Annotated in this window: 15 protein-coding genes and 1 riboswitch; of the genes, 11 read left to right on the forward strand and 4 right to left on the reverse strand. The window is 62.3% G+C overall.

Features of this window, described 5'->3' with window-relative positions; translation table 11 throughout:
* Positions 1–12: 12 nt before the first annotated feature.
* Positions 13–144: riboswitch (TPP riboswitch) on the reverse strand.
* Positions 145–280: 136 nt separating this feature from the next.
* Entirely contained in the window at positions 281–727 is a 447-nt protein-coding gene (locus ATY75_RS05920; RefSeq protein ID WP_088936807.1) for a GNAT family N-acetyltransferase, read from the forward strand.
* Between the two features lie 90 nt (positions 728–817).
* Positions 818–1090, forward strand: coding sequence for a hypothetical protein (locus tag ATY75_RS05925; RefSeq protein ID WP_143535268.1), 273 nt, complete (start codon positions 818–820; stop codon positions 1088–1090).
* 67 nt (positions 1091–1157) lie between these two features.
* Here the strand turns inward: ATY75_RS05925 and ugpC are convergent, their stop codons facing one another.
* Positions 1158–2225, reverse strand: coding sequence for a sn-glycerol-3-phosphate ABC transporter ATP-binding protein UgpC (ugpC, locus tag ATY75_RS05930; RefSeq protein WP_088936809.1), 1068 nt, complete (start codon positions 2223–2225; stop codon positions 1158–1160).
* Between the two features lie 337 nt (positions 2226–2562).
* On the opposite strand from ugpC, the gene ATY75_RS05935 reads away from it, so the two are divergent.
* From ATY75_RS05935 to rbsK, 6 genes are all read left to right on the forward strand, one after another.
* Entirely contained in the window at positions 2563–4203 is a 1641-nt protein-coding gene (locus ATY75_RS05935; RefSeq protein WP_064842313.1) for an extracellular solute-binding protein, read from the forward strand.
* Between the two features lie 72 nt (positions 4204–4275).
* Complete coding sequence (locus ATY75_RS05940; RefSeq protein ID WP_088936810.1) at positions 4276–5394, forward strand: sugar ABC transporter permease; 1119 nt, start codon at positions 4276–4278, stop codon at positions 5392–5394.
* Complete coding sequence (locus ATY75_RS05945; RefSeq protein WP_088936811.1) at positions 5394–6305, forward strand: carbohydrate ABC transporter permease; 912 nt, start codon at positions 5394–5396, stop codon at positions 6303–6305. Before ATY75_RS05940 ends, ATY75_RS05945 begins: the two co-directional genes overlap by 1 nt.
* 16 nt (positions 6306–6321) lie before the next feature.
* Complete coding sequence (locus ATY75_RS05950) at positions 6322–7350, forward strand: LacI family DNA-binding transcriptional regulator (protein ID WP_088936913.1); 1029 nt, start codon at positions 6322–6324, stop codon at positions 7348–7350.
* Positions 7351–7392: 42 nt separating this feature from the next.
* A complete protein-coding gene (locus ATY75_RS05955) occupies positions 7393–7854 on the forward strand; it encodes an RbsD/FucU domain-containing protein (protein WP_088936812.1) in 462 nt (153 codons plus the stop codon).
* Positions 7851–8780: a ribokinase gene (rbsK, locus tag ATY75_RS05960; protein ID WP_088936813.1), complete on the forward strand. Its 930-nt coding sequence runs from the start codon at positions 7851–7853 to the stop codon at positions 8778–8780. Before ATY75_RS05955 ends, rbsK begins: the two co-directional genes overlap by 4 nt.
* A gap of 41 nt (positions 8781–8821) precedes the next feature.
* On the opposite strand, the gene ATY75_RS05965 is transcribed toward rbsK, so the two are convergent.
* On the reverse strand, positions 8822–9052 hold the full coding sequence (locus ATY75_RS05965) for a CopG family transcriptional regulator (RefSeq protein WP_088936814.1): 231 nt from the start codon (positions 9050–9052) through the stop codon (positions 8822–8824).
* Positions 9053–9184: 132 nt separating this feature from the next.
* Between ATY75_RS05965 and ATY75_RS05970 the strand changes: the two genes are divergently transcribed.
* On the forward strand, positions 9185–10219 hold the full coding sequence (locus ATY75_RS05970) for an Ldh family oxidoreductase (RefSeq protein WP_088936815.1): 1035 nt from the start codon (positions 9185–9187) through the stop codon (positions 10217–10219).
* Positions 10220–10293: 74 nt separating this feature from the next.
* Here the strand turns inward: ATY75_RS05970 and ATY75_RS05975 are convergent, their stop codons facing one another.
* The gene (locus ATY75_RS05975; RefSeq protein ID WP_088936816.1) at positions 10294–11262 is read right to left on the reverse strand and encodes a dihydrodipicolinate synthase family protein; all 969 of its coding nucleotides are present in this window, start codon (positions 11260–11262) and stop codon (positions 10294–10296) included.
* Between the two features lie 112 nt (positions 11263–11374).
* Positions 11375–12079, reverse strand: coding sequence for a GntR family transcriptional regulator (locus ATY75_RS05980; protein WP_088936817.1), 705 nt, complete (start codon positions 12077–12079; stop codon positions 11375–11377).
* A gap of 419 nt (positions 12080–12498) precedes the next feature.
* Between ATY75_RS05980 and ATY75_RS05985 the strand changes: the two genes are divergently transcribed.
* Both ATY75_RS05985 and ATY75_RS05990 read left to right on the forward strand, forming a co-directional pair.
* Positions 12499–13767 carry a DNA repair exonuclease gene (locus tag ATY75_RS05985; protein ID WP_088936818.1) on the forward strand — a complete coding sequence of 423 codons (1269 nt, stop codon included), beginning with the start codon at positions 12499–12501 and terminating at the stop codon, positions 13765–13767.
* Complete coding sequence (locus tag ATY75_RS05990) at positions 13767–17240, forward strand: AAA family ATPase (RefSeq protein ID WP_088936819.1); 3474 nt, start codon at positions 13767–13769, stop codon at positions 17238–17240. The genes ATY75_RS05985 and ATY75_RS05990 overlap by 1 nt, the downstream gene beginning before the upstream one ends.
* Positions 17241–17335: the final 95 nt, after the last annotated feature.

Here is a 17335-nt window from a genome sequence, read left to right on the forward strand (position 1 = left end):
TGAATCCGAAACCTTCGAGCGCTTGCACCGTCCCTACGCCAGTATGAACTGGATCAGGTTCAACGGGTCACTGCGCCACAACAGGCTAAGCCTGATTGTCCAGCAGTATCTCAGCCCCTTGCCGGGACCCCCCTGGTGAATGCCGATAGTCGTAAAGCGCCGTCCCGGATCGTGTCAAGCTTACAGCTTTGTCGTTCCGCTTATATCGTCCCGTCTCGGAGCCTGTTGCGTTACTGGCCGAACTGCGGCAAATGTCAGTTCACTCAACGTCAGGTGGATTATGTCGTTTCGGATTGAACGTCTTATGCGAGAACATCTCAGTGGCGCCGCCGGTGTGCTGGTCAATGCCTATGCGGGACCGCCGTGGAACGAGAATTGGTCGCTTGAAGCGGCGATTGAAAATGTAAACAACGTGCTCGAAACGCCCAAATCCATTGCCCTTGCGGCCATTGACGGAGGCAAGGTGCTGGGGATCGCGCTGGGCATACGGCAGCGGCGCCATGCCGGTCCGGTCATCTATCTGGATGAGCTTTCGGTGCTGCCTGAAGCGCAGGGTCGGGGAATAGGGACGGCGCTGCTGTCGGCAGTTTCCGAAACAGCAAAGGCCGAAGGATGCAACAGCGTCTGGTTGGTCTCACAGCGGGACGGTGCTTTGTCGAAATTTTATCAGGGTTGCGGATTCGCCGTCGGCAACAACCTTGGTCTCTACTCCAAATCGAGTGCGTAGCGATTCGGGCTGTATTGGCCTACATATCCGGGTGGATGGGTTCGAGGCTCGTGACCCCGATATTCCACTTGGAGCCTGTCTCGTTGTGGGATGAAAGAGGGCATGTCTGATCGGATTTGTCTTTCCGGCCTATCGGAAGAAAGCTGGCGAGCGGTCATCGAAACGCTGGGGGCTGCCGGCTGGTCCGTCCGAAAGGGTGGCGGCCTCGATTTCTCCTGGGCTGTCCTTGAGCGCGGCGGGATACGGATCGACATGGAATATGATGCATGGCAGGAGGGCGAAATGGCCTTTGCCCAAACCGACGGGTCGACAATAGCCAACGATCTTCCAGCACAATTGATTTTGCAGCTGAAATTGAACTGAGCCGCCGCTAAAGCCCGTCGCGATCTTTCAGACCCGCTCCTCGCGGCTCCTTTGAAGCGATGCCCGCTCAATCCGGTCGCAATGTCTTGCCGGATTCCGCATCGAAAAGATGAAGCTTTCCTGGCCGAGCGGCGATCGTCGCGACCTGCCCCGGTTTAAAATCGTGACGGTCGGACAGCACCGCGACAAGCTCGCCGGACCCGTAGCGCAGGAAGACCATCGTCTCATGGCCGGTGGGTTCGGTGACGCTGACGGTCGTGTCGAGGCCGCTTGGGCTGAGCGACAAGTGCTCGGGCCGCACGCCGAGAAGCACGGCCTGCCCGTCGGACGCCTGCGGGTTAAAGCCGAGCGCGATCTCGTCGCCGGTCTCGGTGACGAAGATCGCACCATCGGCCTTGTAGCGGCCCTTCAGCAGATTCATCGACGGTGAGCCGATAAAGGCCGCAACGAATGTATTTCGGGGACGATCGTAGAGTTCCAGCGGCGTGCCGATCTGTTCGACCTTGCCGCCCTGCATGACCACGATCTTGTCGGCCATGGTCATCGCTTCGACCTGGTCATGGGTGACATAGATCGTCGTGGTTCTCAGCCGCTGGTGCAGTTCCTTGATCTCCTTGCGCATCTGCACGCGCAGCTTGGCGTCGAGGTTCGACAAGGGCTCGTCGAACAGGAAGACCTGCGGCGATCGGACGATCGCGCGTCCCATCGCCACGCGCTGGCGCTGGCCGCCCGAAAGCTGGCGCGGATAGCGGTCGAGATAGGGCACGAGGTCAAGCGTTTCGGCCGCCGCCTGCAGCCGTTGTTTGATGATATCGGCAGACTGCTTCTGCAGACGGAGCGCAAAGACCATGTTTTCGGCAACGGTTTTATGCGGATAGAGCGCATAGCTCTGAAAGACCATGGCGATGTCGCGATCCTTCGGCGGCAGATTGTTGACGACCTTTCCGCCGATCGAGATGGTGCCGCCGGTGATGCTTTCGAGCCCCGCGACCATGCGCAGCAATGTCGATTTGCCGCAACCGGACGGGCCGACGAGCACCACAAACTCGCCGTCGCGAATGTCGATATCGACACCGTGCAAGATATTTACGGCGCCATAGGCCTTGCGCGCCTCTGAAATGTTGACCTCAGCCATATGCCTCCCACTCGCTTTCCCAGCTCCCCCGGCAGTCCCCGGAGATATGCATCTCTCGACAATATCCAAGGCATGAGGCCTGGCGAAACCGCGCTCTGCCGCTGCTCGAAGATACTATCGGACCTCCTCCATGAAACGTTTCATTTCTTGTTGACTTTTGCCGCTTGCCGTCTAATTCTCGCTGGCGAGGCCGAGAGGAGCGGTTTCGAACATCAATATGAAACGTTTCATTTTTTTGTTTACCAGATAGTTCTGCACGAGACCAGTGCGAAAATCGGACCGGAGCCAATCCGGAAAGATGGGCTGGCGGCAGCGCAAAAACGTGGAGGAGGAAAGTATGAAAGTCGAAATATACGATGCATTGATGCGCCGTCAGGCGAGTCGCCGCGACGTCCTGCGCGGAACGGCGAGTGCTGCGGCTCTGCTCGGTCTATCCGGCGCGGTAGGCGGAATTCCCGGCATGGCGTTCGCCGCCGATGATCTGCGCGCCCAGATCCTGCAGATACCGGGCGTCGGCAAGGGCTCGCCAACGGACGCGGACTGGCAGAAGGTCGGCGAACTCTGCCTCGGCCCAACCAAGGCCAACGTCAAGCAGGGCGAATTTGCCGGTGTCGAGCTGACCTTCATGGGGCTCAACAATCAAAACCTGCACAACTTCCTGTTCCGCGGCTTCCTGAAGCCCTGGGAGGCTTATACCGGCGCCAAGATCAACTGGATCGACCTTGCGCAAGCCGACTACAACGCCCGCCTTCAGCAGTCGATCGCGACCGGCACGGTCGATTTCGACATTCTGGAAATGGGCGCTCCGTTCGAAGGCGATACTGCCGGACGCGGGCTGCTGGACGAGATGCCGGACTGGGCTGCGAAGCAGATCGAGGCCGACGACCTGGTGAGTTACCTGAAGCCGCCGGTCGGCACTTGGGGCGGCAAGACCTATCGCGTCACGATCGACGGCGACTGCCACACCTTCGCCTATCGCAAGGATTACTTCGGAGAGGGCTCCATCAGCGGCATGGCCGAGCCGCCGAAGACCTGGCAGGAGGTCAACGCGGCCTCCAAGGCGCTGATCGGCAAGACTGATCCCCTGACCGGCCAGCCGGCCTACGGCTATCTCGACCCGCTGAAAGGTTGGGGTGGTTTCGGCTTCTACTTCATCGAGAACCGCGCGACGGCCTATGCCAAATATCCCGGCGATCCGGCCTGGCTGTTCGATCCCGAAAACATGAAGCCGCTGGTCAATAACCCCGCATGGGTCCAGGCGATCCAGGACGTCCTGGATCTGATCGCGGCCAAGGCCTATCCGGCCGATCAGATCAATGCCGACCCCGGCACGACGGCCTTCTCGCAGTTCCTGGCGGGCACCGGCGCCATGCTGATGTGGTGGGGCGATGTCGGCTCCAGCGCGCGCACCTCGGACTCGTCGGTCGTCGGCGATGTGGTCGGCTTCGGTATCAACCGCGGCTCCAACCGGGTCTACAACCGCAAGACCGGGCAATGGGAAGACAAGTATAACGAAGCGCCCAACATGGCCTATCTCGGCTGGGGCATCTATGTCACCAAGCAGGTCTCCGGCGACGAGAAGAAGCGCAAGGCGGCCTGGTCCGCCGCCGCCCATCTCGGCGGCAAGGATCTGTCCTTGTGGACGTCGGCCTATCCCTCCGGTTTCCAGCCCTATCGCCAGTCCAACTTCAACTACGACGAATGGGAAAAGGCAGGTTACGACCGCGCCTATATCGAGGACTATCTGGGTTCGAACGCGGACAGCTACAACCACCCGAACGCCGCCATCGAACCGCGCATTCCCGGTATCTTCCAATATTATTCCGTCGCCGAGGACGAATTGGCAAAGGGCTTTGCCGGACAGTACAAGTCGGCGCAGGAGACCGCGGATGCGATTGCGGCCGCCTGGGAAAAGATCACCGACCAGATCGGCCGCGACAGCCAGCTGAAACTCTATCGGGCGAGCCTCGGGCTCTGATCGTTTGACACCAATACGCCGGCGGACCGGAAGCGGTTCGCCGGCGCCCATTCTGTCCGGGCGAGGAAAATCATGTCGACAGTCGAAGGCGACCTGCTGCACACGGTCGAAGCCGGCTCCATTTCCGCGAGCCGTCGTTTCTGGGGCCGCACGGCTCTGTGGCTGAGCGCCATATGGTTCATCACATCCTTTGTCTTGCAGGGGGCGCATGAACTCGGCTGGACCGGTTGGGGTTTTGCGAACTGGCGGCCGGTTCTTTATGCCTATTTTCTCTGGGCCGCTGTTCTTTGCGTCACGCGCGTCGTCATCTACGGCGAGCCGGGCAAGAAGGCGCTTTTTGTTTTGCCGGCCGCGCTTTTCGTCGTGTCGATGGTGGTCTTCCCGCTGCTCTTTGCGCTCTGGATCGGCTTTTCCGATTGGAACCTAGCCTCCTCGACCGGGCGGCGCTTCAATGGGCTCGACAATGTGCGCCGGATGATTGCCGATCCGTTCTATGCCAATGCCCTGCTGAACATGGTCCTTTACTGCCTGGCGATCGTGGTCGAATATGCAATCGCCTTCGGGCTGGCGCTGCTCCTCAACCAGGAAATTATCGCCCGAAAATTCTGGCGGGTAACCTTCCTCATCCCTTTGATGCTGTCGCCGGTCGCGGTGAGCTGGATGGTCGGCAAGTCGATGCTGGAGACCCGTTTCGGCCCGATCGCGCGCTTTGCCCGCTGGCTTGGCTGGGAAAATCCCTCCTTTTTCGGCGATCCGCTGACGGCGAAGCTGTCGATCATGATCATGGATGCCTGGACCTTCATTCCCTTCATGATGATCATGCTGCTTGCCGGATTGCAGGGCTTGTCCAGGGAGGTGCTGGAGGCGGCCGAAGTCGATGGAGCCACCAAATGGCAGCGCTTCTGGAAGGTCACTTTCCCGCTCATGCTGCCGGTTTCGGTGACGGCGGTGATGATCCGCGTGATCTTCAAGCTCAAGCTCGCCGACATCATTATCACGGTGACGTCGGGAGGACCCGGCGGCGCGACCGACTCCGTTACCAGTTTCATCTATCGTGAATACCGCGACCGGTCGAATGTCGGATACGGTACCTTGCTCGCGCTCGTCTATCTGGTGATCATCGTCTTCGGGATGACGGGGCTGATGAAGATCGCAGACCGTATCGTGAAGCGGATGACAGGAAGGCTCTGATGGTTCGCATCGATTTCGAAAAATACGGGCGGGCTCAGCGCATTCGCTGGTGGGCCATGCGTCTGGCCGTCTACGGCCTGCTCGTCACCTGGGCGTGTGTCTGCATCTTCCCGCTGTTCTGGACGGTTTCGACCTCGTTCAAAACAGCCGCCGATGTCATGCGCGGCAATCTGGTTCCCTGGTTCAACTTTACGCCTAACTGGCTCGGCTGGCGCTCGCTCGGGCTCTCTCCCGATACGATCTCCCAGGTATCGACGGTGCGCGACGAATTTATGCGCCGGCTCTGGAACAGCGTCATCATCTCCGTTACCGCATCCGCGCTTGCGGTCGTGCTCGGATCGCTGGCCGCCTACGGCCTCAGCCGCTTTTCATACAAGTTCGGCCATATGCGCAATTCCGACATTTCGTTTTTCTTCCTGTCGCAGCTGATCATGCCGCCGGTCGTCCTCGCCCTGCCGTTCCTGGTTCTCTATAAGGAGCTGGCGCTGCTCGACACTTATGCCGGCATGATCGCCGTCTACACGCTGATGGTCCTGCCGATCGTCGTCTGGATCATGCGCGATCAGTTCGCCACGATCCCGGTGGAGCTCGAGGAGGCAGCCCTGGTCGACGGCCTGTCGATCTGGGGCGCCTTTGCCCGCATCATCGTACCGCTCGTTCTGCCGGGCATGGTGGCCGCCTTCCTGTTGGCGCTGATCCTTTGCTGGAACGAATATTTCTTCGCTGCACTGCTGACCTCCACCAATACCAACACGCTGCCGGTTATGATTGCCAGCCAGACAGGCAGCCAGGGCATCAACTGGTGGTCGATGGCTGCCCTTTCCACCGCCGGCATCCTGCCGCTTGTTGTCGTCGGCGTCGTCCTGGAAAAGCACATCATCGCCGGGATGACCGCGGGCGCCGTCAAGTAGCTGCGGGATGTCGAAAATGTCAAAGATGCCGACAGTCAAGGATGTTGCCGAATATGCAGGCGTCTCTGTCGGCACCGTTTCGCGTGTGCTGTCGGGCGAAGCCGCGGTCAAACCCATGCTGCGGGAAAAGGTCAATGACGCTATTTCAGCGCTCGGTTACCGCCCGAACGTCACCGCGAGAGCGCTGCGCACCAGCAGAACCGACGTCATCGGCCTCATCGTTCCCGACATCACCAATCCGTTCTTCGCGCAGCTTGCGGCAAGCGTCGAGCGTGCGGCGCTCGAGCGTGCGCACAGCCTGATGCTGGCAAGCTCGCATGACGACCGCGAGGCGGAGCAGAGCCATGTTTCAGCCTTCCTCCACCGGTCGGTGCGCGGCATCATCGTCGTGGCTTCGAGCGACGGTTCAGGCCTCCAGCTGCCGGCATCGGTGCCGATCATCTCGCTGGACCGGCGCTTCGGCACCTTTCCCCTGGTGTCGACCAACCATGCGCAGGCGGCCGCGCTGATTGCCGACCATCTCTACGGGCTCGGGCACCGCCGCATCGCCTATATTGCCGGGCCGGTTGACACCGAGGCGGGGCGCACGCGCAAGGAGGGCTTTGTCGGCCGTATGGCCGGCTTCGGCAAGACCGGCGAACCGGTTGAACTGGAAATTGCCTATGGCAGGTTCGACTACGAGTCCGGGGAAAGAATTGCCCGCGACCTGCTTTCGCGCCCGCCACAGGACCGGCCGACGGCGATTGCGGCTGCCAGCGATCAGCAGGCCATCGGCGCGCTGCGCACAGCGCGCGACCTGAAGATCGACGTGCCGCGCAAACTGTCGGTGACAGGGTTCGACGATATTTCGCTCGCCAATCTCGTCGTTCCCAGGCTGACGACCATACGTCAGCCGGCCGACATGCTGGCCCGGCGCGCGGTCGGACTTCTCTTGGCGGAACCGCCGGGTGCGGAGGATGAAATGGTCGACGGATCGCTGATCGTGCGCGGTTCGAGCGGCCCATGCCCGCAGCCCAAGGCGGAAAGCGCCGGCCATACGAATTGAAGCAGGCCGGTGCTCCGGCAACGAGAAAAGGATGGAAGATCGATGCTCAAGGGAATTCGGGCCGAACTCAACGGCGACATTCTTCAAGCACTTTGCAATATGGGACACGGCGATTATCTCGTCATCTCAGACATGAATTTTCCGTCGGATTCGATTGCCCGGCAGACTCGCCTGGGAACGCTGCTGACCATGGAAAACATTCCCGCGCCGCAGGCAATCGATGCGATTCTTTCGGTCTTGCCGCTGGACACGCCGATCCAGCCGTCGGTGGGCCGCATGGAGGTGATCGGCAAGCCGGATGAAATTCCCCCGATTCAGCAGGAAGTCCAGGCGATCGTCGATCGCGCCGAGGGCAAGCCATCGCCGATGTATCCGGTCGAACGCATGGCCTTCTACGACATCGCCAAAAAGGCCTATTGCGTCATCGCAACGGGGGAACTGCGCTTCTATGGATGTTTCCTTTTGACCAAGGGCGTCATTCCGGCGGCGGAGGCCGTGCAATGAACGAGAAAAACGGGATCGTCATCCTCGGCATTTTTGCTGCCGACACCGCCTATAAGGCAAAGCGCCTGCCCCATATTGCCGAGACGCTGATGGGGTCGGGTTTCACGCTCGGGCCGGGAGGCAAGGGCTCCAACCAGGCAATCGCCGCAGCAAAGGCCGGCGGCAAGGTGACCTTCATCTCACGGGTCGGCAACGACCCGTTCGGCGATATGGCCCTTGCGGCCTATTCGCAGGCGGGCGTCAAAGCCAATGTGATGAAGATGGATGGTGTTTCCAGCGGCGCCGCCTTCATCTTCGTCGACGAAGTGAGCGGCGACAATGCCATTATTGTCGTGCCGGGTGCCGCGGGCCTGATCGGCATCGAAGACGTCGATGCGAACCGGGCGGCGATCGAAAGCGCCTCGATTTTCATGACGCAGCTCGAACAGCCGCTCGAGGCCGCCGTGCACGGTCTCTCGATGGCGAAAAGGGCAGGGGTCACGACAATCTTCAACCCCGCGCCGGCGCGGGCCATTCCGGACGAAATCTACGGCCTGTGCGATTTCATCGTGCCCAATGAGGTGGAAGCCGCCGAATTGGTGGGCCATGCGATCACAACCGATGAGCAGGTCCGTGCGGCGGGCCGCGCCCTGCTGGATCGAGGGGCGCGGGCGGCGGTCATCACCCTTGGCGGACGCGGCGCGTATTATCACACCGTCGATCAGAGCCAATTCGTTCCTGCATTCTCGGCAGGAAATGTCATCGACACCACAGGGGCGGGGGACGCCTTTCTCGGCGGTTTCGCGACGGCGATTTCCGAAGGACAAACGCCGATCGAGGCCGTCCGTTTCGGCTCAGCGACCGCTGCAATCGCCGTAACCCGGCCGGGAACGGCCCCCGCCATGCCGTCACGCGCCGAGATCAGCGCCTTGCTGCGCTCCTCATGATGGAACATCGCAAGGGAATTCGGTGGAATCTGATCTTGCGGTCACCTGAACCCTTGTCTCAACGCGTGGTCGCGCAAATTGTCGAAATAGTTGGCATCGACTGGCGCGGTCGTCTCGGATGAAGCACCCTCAAGCAGGAGGTCGCGCAAACGCTGTCGATCTCTGTCGCGGCGGATCAACTCGCATACGTATTCGCTACAGGTGGCATAGCCTTGCTCGACGACCTGCTGATCGACGAAGTGCTTTAGGTTCTCCGGCAGCGAAATAATCATGATGCTACAATAGCCAGGAAAGGCGGGAGTGTCCTGGCAAATTTGCCATCGAGCGAATTGCAGACGTTGATTTATCCTGCATACTATATGTATGCAGGATAAACATAAATCCTCACCGAGGAGAAGCGCAGCATGACGATGACCACCTTGACGATTGTCGACCTGCATAGCCGTGTCGAAGCCATCTTCCGCAAGGCCGGCCTCAACAGCGCGCAGGCCGGCGCGCTTGCCCGCGTCATCGTTGCCGGTGAGCGCGACGCCTGCAAATCGCACGGCATCTACCGTATCGAGGGTGCGCTGCGCACCGTCAAATCAGGCAAGGTGAAGCCGGACGCCGTACCGGGACTGGATCTCAACGAAGGGTCCGCCATCGTCAAGGTCAACGCCAATGGCGGCTTTGCCAATGCGGCCTTCGAACTCGGTCTGCCGGCGCTGGCCGAACGCACCCGCAGGCTCGGCATTGCCGCCCTCGTCATCAACGATTGCAGCCACTTCTCCGCGCTCTGGCCTGAGGTGGAGGCGGTGACCAAAGAGGGCCTTGCCGGCCTCGTCATGTGCCCGAGCTATGCGACCGTCGCGCCCGCCGGCGGCAACAAGCCGCTGCTCGGCACGAACCCCTTCGCCTTCGGCTGGCCGCGCAGGGACACGTCGCCCTACGTCTTCGACTTTGCCACCTCCGTCGCCGCCCGCGGAGAAATCGAGCTCCACCGCCGCGCCGGCAAGCAGCTTCCCGAAGGCTGGGCGATCGATGCCGACGGCAATCCGACGACCGATCCGGAAGCCGCCCTTGCGGGCGCCATGCTGCCCTTCGGCGGACACAAGGGATCGGCGATCGGCACGATGATCGAACTCCTCGCCGGCATCATGATCGGCGATCTCACCAGTCCCGAGGTGCTCGACTATCTCGGCACGACGACACTTGCCCCGTTCCACGGCGAACTCATCATCGCGATGTCGCCGCAGGCCTTTGCCGCCAGCCGCCCCGGCGATCCCTTCGCCCGCGCCGAGCTGCTTTTCGAGGCGATCGTCGGCAGCGGCGCCCGCTTGCCGTCGCAGCGCCGCTTCGCCGCCCGCCGAAAGTCCGAGACGGAGGGCGTCCTACTGTCGGCAGCCGAGTTGGAGCTGCTTGATCGTCTTCTCGACAAAGGTCTCGACGCGATCTCGTGACGACGGCATCTTTTCCGCCGGTTTACAAATAAAAAGGCCCTCCGCGAGGAGGGCCGTCAGCTTGAACCGACGGATTATGCCGAGGCTTTATGTCTCTGCACGGCGCCCGGCAGCTTGCTCCACCCTGCGTACCAGGTGTCAAACAGCTTCAGCTGGGCTTCGACATAGCCGCGCTGGCTTTCGGAGAGCACATCCGTCTCGTTGAAGTGCAGCGTGTATTCCTTGTCGCCCTTCAGCACCATCATGTGCTTGAAATAGAGAACGAGATCCGGGCCTTCGTCGAAGGAGGAGAGCACGGCAAGCGCCGATTCCAGTTCCAGCGCACGCTGGCGGGCATCCGGATCGCCGGCCGCCGCAGCCTGGGCGAGGTTGCACATGTGGATGACTTCCTTCGGCAGCACGCAGCCGATGCCGGTGATCGCGCCGACGGCGCCGCAGTTGACGAAGCCGTGGAAGACGCAGGTGTCGACGCCGATCATCAGCGAGACGTCATCGTCGCGGCTGGTGATGTTTTCGGCCGCGTAGCGCATTTCGGCCGCGCCGCCGAATTCCTTGAAGCCGACGAGGTTCTTGTGCTCCTGGCGCAACGCGAAGAACAGATCGGCGCGGGTGGCAAAGCCGTAATAGGGGCTGTTGTAGATGACGGCCGGCAGGTTCGGGGCAGCCGAAAGGATCGCCTTGAAGTGGTTCTTCTGGGCGGCAACGACCGTGCCGCGCGACAGGACGCGTGGGATCACCATAAGGCCCTGGGCACCGACCTTCTCAGCGTGCGCGGCGTGCGCGACGGCAGAGGCGGTGTTGACGGCGCCGGTGCCGACGATGACCGGAATGCCGGCCTTGACCAGACGCTCTACGCCCTGCATGCGCTGTTCATCCGACAGCAGCGGCCAGTCCCCCATCGAGCCGCAATAGACGACGGCGGACATGCCTTTTTCGATCAGTTCCTTGCCCTTGCGCACCAGTGCGTCGAAGTCCGGCGTCCGGTCGTCCTTGCAGGGCGTCATCAGGGCGGGAATGACGCCGGAAAAAATTGTGGCCTTCATGTCGATCTCCTTCAGCGCTAGGCGAGGCTGGATCGGCAAAGGTCGCCGACCTGTTCGCGGATGGAGATAACATCCTGCGTTCTGTTTGTCGACAAGAAAAATACAAGATCTGTTATAGCGCTATGTCGAGCTTGCCGGTGCGGCTGAAAAGCTTCTGCACCTGGGCGACGATCTGTTCGGCGTGAACCTTGCCGAGACGATCGGCCTCCTCGACATCGCGTGCCTCGATCGCGGCAATGATCTCGGCATGTTCATCGACGAACTGCCGGGGGAAACGTTCGTCGTAGGACTGGTAATAAAGCCGGAGAATGCGCCGGCCTTCATCGAGCAGCCGGCGAAAAAGCCCGGTGAAATAGGGGTTGCGCCCGGCCTCGGCGATGGCGGCGTGTAAGGCGGCGTTGGTCGCGATCATCGCCAGCGTGTCGCGCGCTTCGATTGCCGCCGAATAGTCCTGATGGAAGCCACGGATAACAGGCAGATCTTCGAGGCGATGGTTCTGCGCCGCCAGCCGCGTCGTTACCCGGTACATAAGAACAAGGGCGTCGAAGAAGGTGCTGAGATTGAGAAAGTCGATGTTCGACACCATGGTCGAGCGGTTCGGCAGCGTTTCTATCAGCCCGTCACCGGCGAGGCGCACCAGCGCTTCGCGGATCGGTGTCCGCGACATCTTGAACCGCTCCGCCAACTGCACCTCGTCGATCGGGCTGCCGGGGGCGAGCTTGAGGTCGAGTATCTCATCGCGCAGCAGGTCGTAGACCATTTTCACGCCGGAGCCGCGTTTGCGTTCGGGAAGAGAACCGGGGTCGATGTCGGGCATAAAAACTCCTCTTGTCGACAGGACAAATACAATGAGTTTCAAGCTGCAGCAAACCATCAAGTTCCGTGCCGCGGGGAGAGGCCAGGAAAAGGGCGATCCTCGATAAGCGTGCTGTCAGCCTTGTATGGTAAGTTATAACGTAACAAAACGGCATAAGACTTGTTATGGAACAAGAGCTTGCCTGCTCTACCTCCTCATGCTGGTCGCCGATCGGCTCAGACAGCAGGGCATTGGCTGCGGTACCGGCGCTGGCCGCGCAACATTGACTGTGGATGGGTCGGTTTGCCAGGCCCATTTCGCTCGCGCCTCTTGGACGCGTGCTCCATATTCCGATGTTTACGGCCAGGTGACAACGACCGCACGAATATCGGTCGGACCGCACCTGTTACACCATCCTATCGCAACACGATTCTGCATTCATGGCTTATCGTTTCGTCCACACTGCCGATCTCCATCTCGATTCTCCCCTGCGGTCGCTGGCGCTTCGCAACGCCGAGCTGGCCGATCTCGTGAGCGACGCCAGCCGGCAGGCGTTGGTGGCGATCGTCGATCTGTGCCTTGAAGAAGAGGTCGATGCGCTCGTCATCGCCGGCGATCTCTATGACGGCGAGCAGACTTCGATGAAGACGGCGCGCTTCCTGGCAAGCCAGATGGAGCGGCTGCATCGCGCGGGGATTTGCGTCTTCAAGATCCGCGGCAATCACGATGCGATGTCGAAGATCGCCAGGGAGCTGGTGATGCCCGATACGGTGAAGATCTTCGGCGGCCACGCCGAAACCGTGGAGGCGACGAAAGGCAGCCTGTCGGTGGCGATCCACGGCATGAGCTTCGCCAAGCCCCATGCGCCGGACCCGCTGCTGCCGAAATTCAAGCCGCCGGTGGCGGGTGCCGTCAATATCGGCATCATGCATACGAGCCTCGCCGGATCAGCCGGCCACGACGTCTATGCGCCCTGCAACGTGCTCGACCTTCATGCCTCGGGATTCGATTACTGGGCGCTTGGCCATCTCCACCAGCGCAGCCAGCATCCCGGCGCGGCGACGATCATCATGCCTGGCATGCCGCAGGGCCGTGACATCAATGAGTCGGGCGTCAAGACGGTGTCGCTGGTGACCGTGGCCGACGATCGGACGGTGACGGTCGAGGAGCGGCGCACCAGCATCGCGCAGTTCGAGCGCGTCGATGTCGACCTCACCGGCGTCGATGATTGGCGCGATGCGGCCATGGCGATCGAAGCGGCGCTCGCAGCGCAGCGCGACCGTACCGCCTCGCCGCACCTCGTCGCCCGCCTCCGGCTTTCCGGCCGCACGCCGCTCTCCTGGCAGCTTCGCCGCGATATCGACCTCATGCAGGCGGAAGCCGAGCAGCGCGGCGATCTCATCGGCCGGACCTGGATCGAGAAGCTGGAGCTTGCCTTCGAAGCGCACTCGACCCTTGCAGACGCCTCTGCAGCCGATCCCGTCGTGGGGCTGGCTGCGCTGATGCGGGACGAAGTGATCGCCCACAGCGGCTTTCGCGACGATATCAGGGAGATGGTTCGGGACCTGCTCGCCGACCTGCCGGCCGAGAGCCGAGCCTTTGCCGGGCATGACGAGGCGGGCTTCGAACGTTTCATCGACAACCTTCTTGCCAACGGCGCCGAGGACATCGCCGCCCGGATGAAGGCTGCGGACCGGGGGGAAAGCTGATGCGCCTGCGCCGCCTCGACCTCACCCGCTATGGCAAATTCACCGACCACTCGATCGATTTCGGTCCGGCCCGTCAGGGCTCGCCCGACCTGCATATCGTCTACGGCCTAAACGAAGCGGGCAAGTCGACCACCTTTGCCGCCTATCTCGATCTGCTCTACGGCATAGGCGAGCGCAGCACCTACAATTTCCTGCATCCCTACAACACGATGAAGGTCGGCGCGCGGCTGGAATTCGATGATGCGGAATACGAACTGGCGCGGCTCAAATTGCGGACCGGCAGCCTCGTCGACGATCGGGGGCAAGCCGTGAACGAGGCGCTGCTCGCCGGCGCGCTCGGCGGCATCGGCCGCGAGGCCTATCGCACCATGTTCTCGCTCGACGACCAGTCGCTCAAGGAAGGCGGCAACGCCATCATACAAAGCAAGGGCGAACTCGGCGAGTTGCTGTTCTCGGCAAGCTCCGGCCTCGCGGGCCTCAGCCGTTCGCTGGTGACGGCCGCCGACGAAGCCAATGTGATCTACAAGAAGCGGTCGTCGAGCACGAAGCTCGCGGAACACAAACGCGCGCTCGAAGCGCTGAAGGCCGAGCGCAGTGCCATCGACACGCTTGCCTCCACCTATTCGGCCCTGAAATCGACCCACGAGCAGGCCGAGACCGCCTATGCCGGGACCACGCTGGAACTGGCCGAGGCCAAGGCTCGGCATCAGCAGCTGACGCGCCTTCTCGGCGCCCTGCCCGCGGCACTGGAACTCCGGCGGCTGGACACTGATGCGGCCGGCCTGGGCGATCTGCCGCGGCCGCCATCCGAATGGTTCACCCTGCTGCCGCAGCTTTTCCGCGACGAGACGCGGCTGCAGGCGCTTGTCGAAACCGCCGACCGTACGCTGCAGCAGCTTGCCGACGAGATCGAGGCGATCGCGATCGACGACAAGGCACTGGCGGTCGCCGCGCATATGGACCTGCTGGATCAGGGCCGGGCGCGTTATCTCGCGGCTGAAAGCGACCTGCCGAAACGCCGGCTGGCGCTGGCCGAACAGGAAGGCGTGCTGGTGCGGCTGCTCGCCGATCTCGAGCAGCCGGGCCATACGACGCCCGAGGCGCTGCTGCTGCCCGCCTCGCTGATCGGCACCATCCGCGACCTCATCGAGCGGCGTTCCGGCGTTGAGGCGAAACTGGCTGCCGCGGGTCGGGAGCTGGTGCGGGCGCGAGAGAATCTCGAAAGACTGGGCCAGGAAGACGGCTCGCAAAACGGAGCCGCAGTGCTCGATCCCGCGCGGCTTGGCCGCATCGAGGCCGCCCTCGGCCGGCTGACCGGGTCCGATCTCGCCGTGCGGCTGACCATGGAAGAACGTTCCCTTGTCCAGGCGAAGCGAGTGCAGGCGCACCACTTCGCCCAACTCGCACCCTGGACCGGCGACGCCGCGGCCTTGCAATTGACGAGCGCGGCGGAGCCTCGGCAGATCGAGGCCTGGCGTGGCCAGGCGACTGCTATCGACAAGCGGATCGGGGATCACGAGGCGCGGCTGCGCGATCTCGGCACCGAACAGACGCTGATCAGAGCCCGGATCGCCGCCTTCGTCGCTGGCGGTTCGATCGATGATGCCGAGGCCGTGAGGCTGCGCGATGAACGCGATGCCGCCTGGCAGGCGCATCTCACCAGCCTGGATGCGGCGACGGCCCGGACATTCGAGGAGCGGATGCGGCAGGACGACGTGGTGTCCGCCGGCCGGCTGTCGCGGGCGCAGGAGCTGGCGGATCTGCGGCAACTCCGCCAGACGGAAGCGGTAACGGCAGCGGCGGTCGAACGGCAAAAGGAATTGCTTGCCGAGGCGCGCGCCGAACATGATGCGCTCGCCGAGCGCATCCGTGGCCTGCTGCCCGAGGCAATCGAATATGACGCCGAAGCTGCGGCGCGCATTGCAGCACTCGACGCATGGAGCATCAAACGCGCCGCGGCGCTGGCTGCCTGGGACGATCTACAGCGGGCCGAAGACGCGGCGGACATGCTTCGCGGTGAACTGGACAGCCATGCCGCGACGCTTGCAGCGAGCCTTGTGGATGCCGGCCATCGTGACGCCGACGATCTGCCGGTTGCCGGCCTGATGCAGGCCGCCAATGATATGCTCGCCGCCGCCAAAGCCGAGCGGGCGGCGCGGCAGGCGCAAGAGAAGGCAATCGGCGATCTCAGCCATGATCTCAGGGAGCGCGAGCGCGACCAGCAGGAGGCGGAAGCCATCATGGCGGCCTGGGACCGGGAATGGGCGGAGGCGTTGTCGCGAGCCTGGTTTGCCGACAAGGCCGGCTCGATGGCTGCCGTCCGCGCCATGCTGAACGCGCTTGGCACGGTGCCCGCCATCCTGAAGGAACGGGATGACCTCGCCAGCCGCGTTGCCGCGATGGAGCGCGACCAAGAGCAATTCCGTGGCGATATTGCCGGTCTTCTCGCAGATTGCGGCCTCAGCCGCGCGGCATCCGATACGCTCGCCTCCGCCAATGCGCTCGCACAACGCCATGAGGCAGCCCGCCATGCGGCTCAGCTTCGGGCAGACCGGCAGGCGGATCGCGAAAAACAATTGGAGAAACGACGAGCGCTGGAAGAAGACCTGGCCGTTCACAACGCCCGTAAGAACGAACTGACCGGCTATTTCGGCACGGACTCGCTTGCCTCAGTTGAGGTATTCCTGAATCAGGCCCGGGAGCGGGACCGGCTGGAGGAGCGGGCCTCCACCCTGCGCCACCAGATCACCGAGGCATTGCGCGCGACGAGCTTTTCCGAAGCCGAACGACGCCTTGCCGAAATCGACGCCGATGCCGTCGAGCGCGATGCGATGGAGCTTGCCGCGCGGATCGAAGATCTCACCGAACGGGCGAAGCTTCTCTATTCCGACGTGTCGTTGGCGCGGCAGAAGCTCGAGGCCGTCGGCGGCGATGACGCAGTGGCTAGGATCGAGGCCAAGCGCCGAACCATCTTCCTCGAAATAGAGGAACTGGCGGTGCGGCATCTGACGCTGCGCGCCGGCACGCTCGCGGCCGAACAGGCGCTGCACATTTATCGCGAAAAACATCGCAGCTCGATGATGAACCGCGCATCGGAAGCCTTTCACCTGATCACCGGGGGCAACTATTCCGGCCTGACGACCCAGCCCGATCGGGACAAGGAAATACTGATCGGCGTATCACGTGACGGCGGCTCGAAGCTTGCGGACGCGATGTCGACCGGCACGCAGTTCCAGCTCTATCTGGCGCTTCGCCTTGCAGGCTATGAGGAATTCGCAGCCCTTCGCCGGCCCGTGCCCTTCGTCGCCGACGACATTATGGAGAGCTTCGACAATCCTCGCTCCGAAGAGGTTTTCCGCCTGCTCGGCGCAATGGCGAATGTCGGACAGGTCATCTACCTCACGCATCACTGGCATCTCTGCGAGATCGCGCGGGACGTCGTTCCTGAGGTCACCATCCACCAGCTGCCATGACCGGGCGCTAGAGCGTGATGCCGAAAAGTGTGAGCGGTTTTCGGACGACATCATGCTCTAACTCCTTAATTGAGAACAGGATTCAGATTTTAGGC

Origin of the sequence: Rhizobium sp. N122 (assembly GCF_002211295.1) — a bacterium.
GTDB lineage: Bacteria > Pseudomonadota > Alphaproteobacteria > Rhizobiales > Rhizobiaceae > Rhizobium.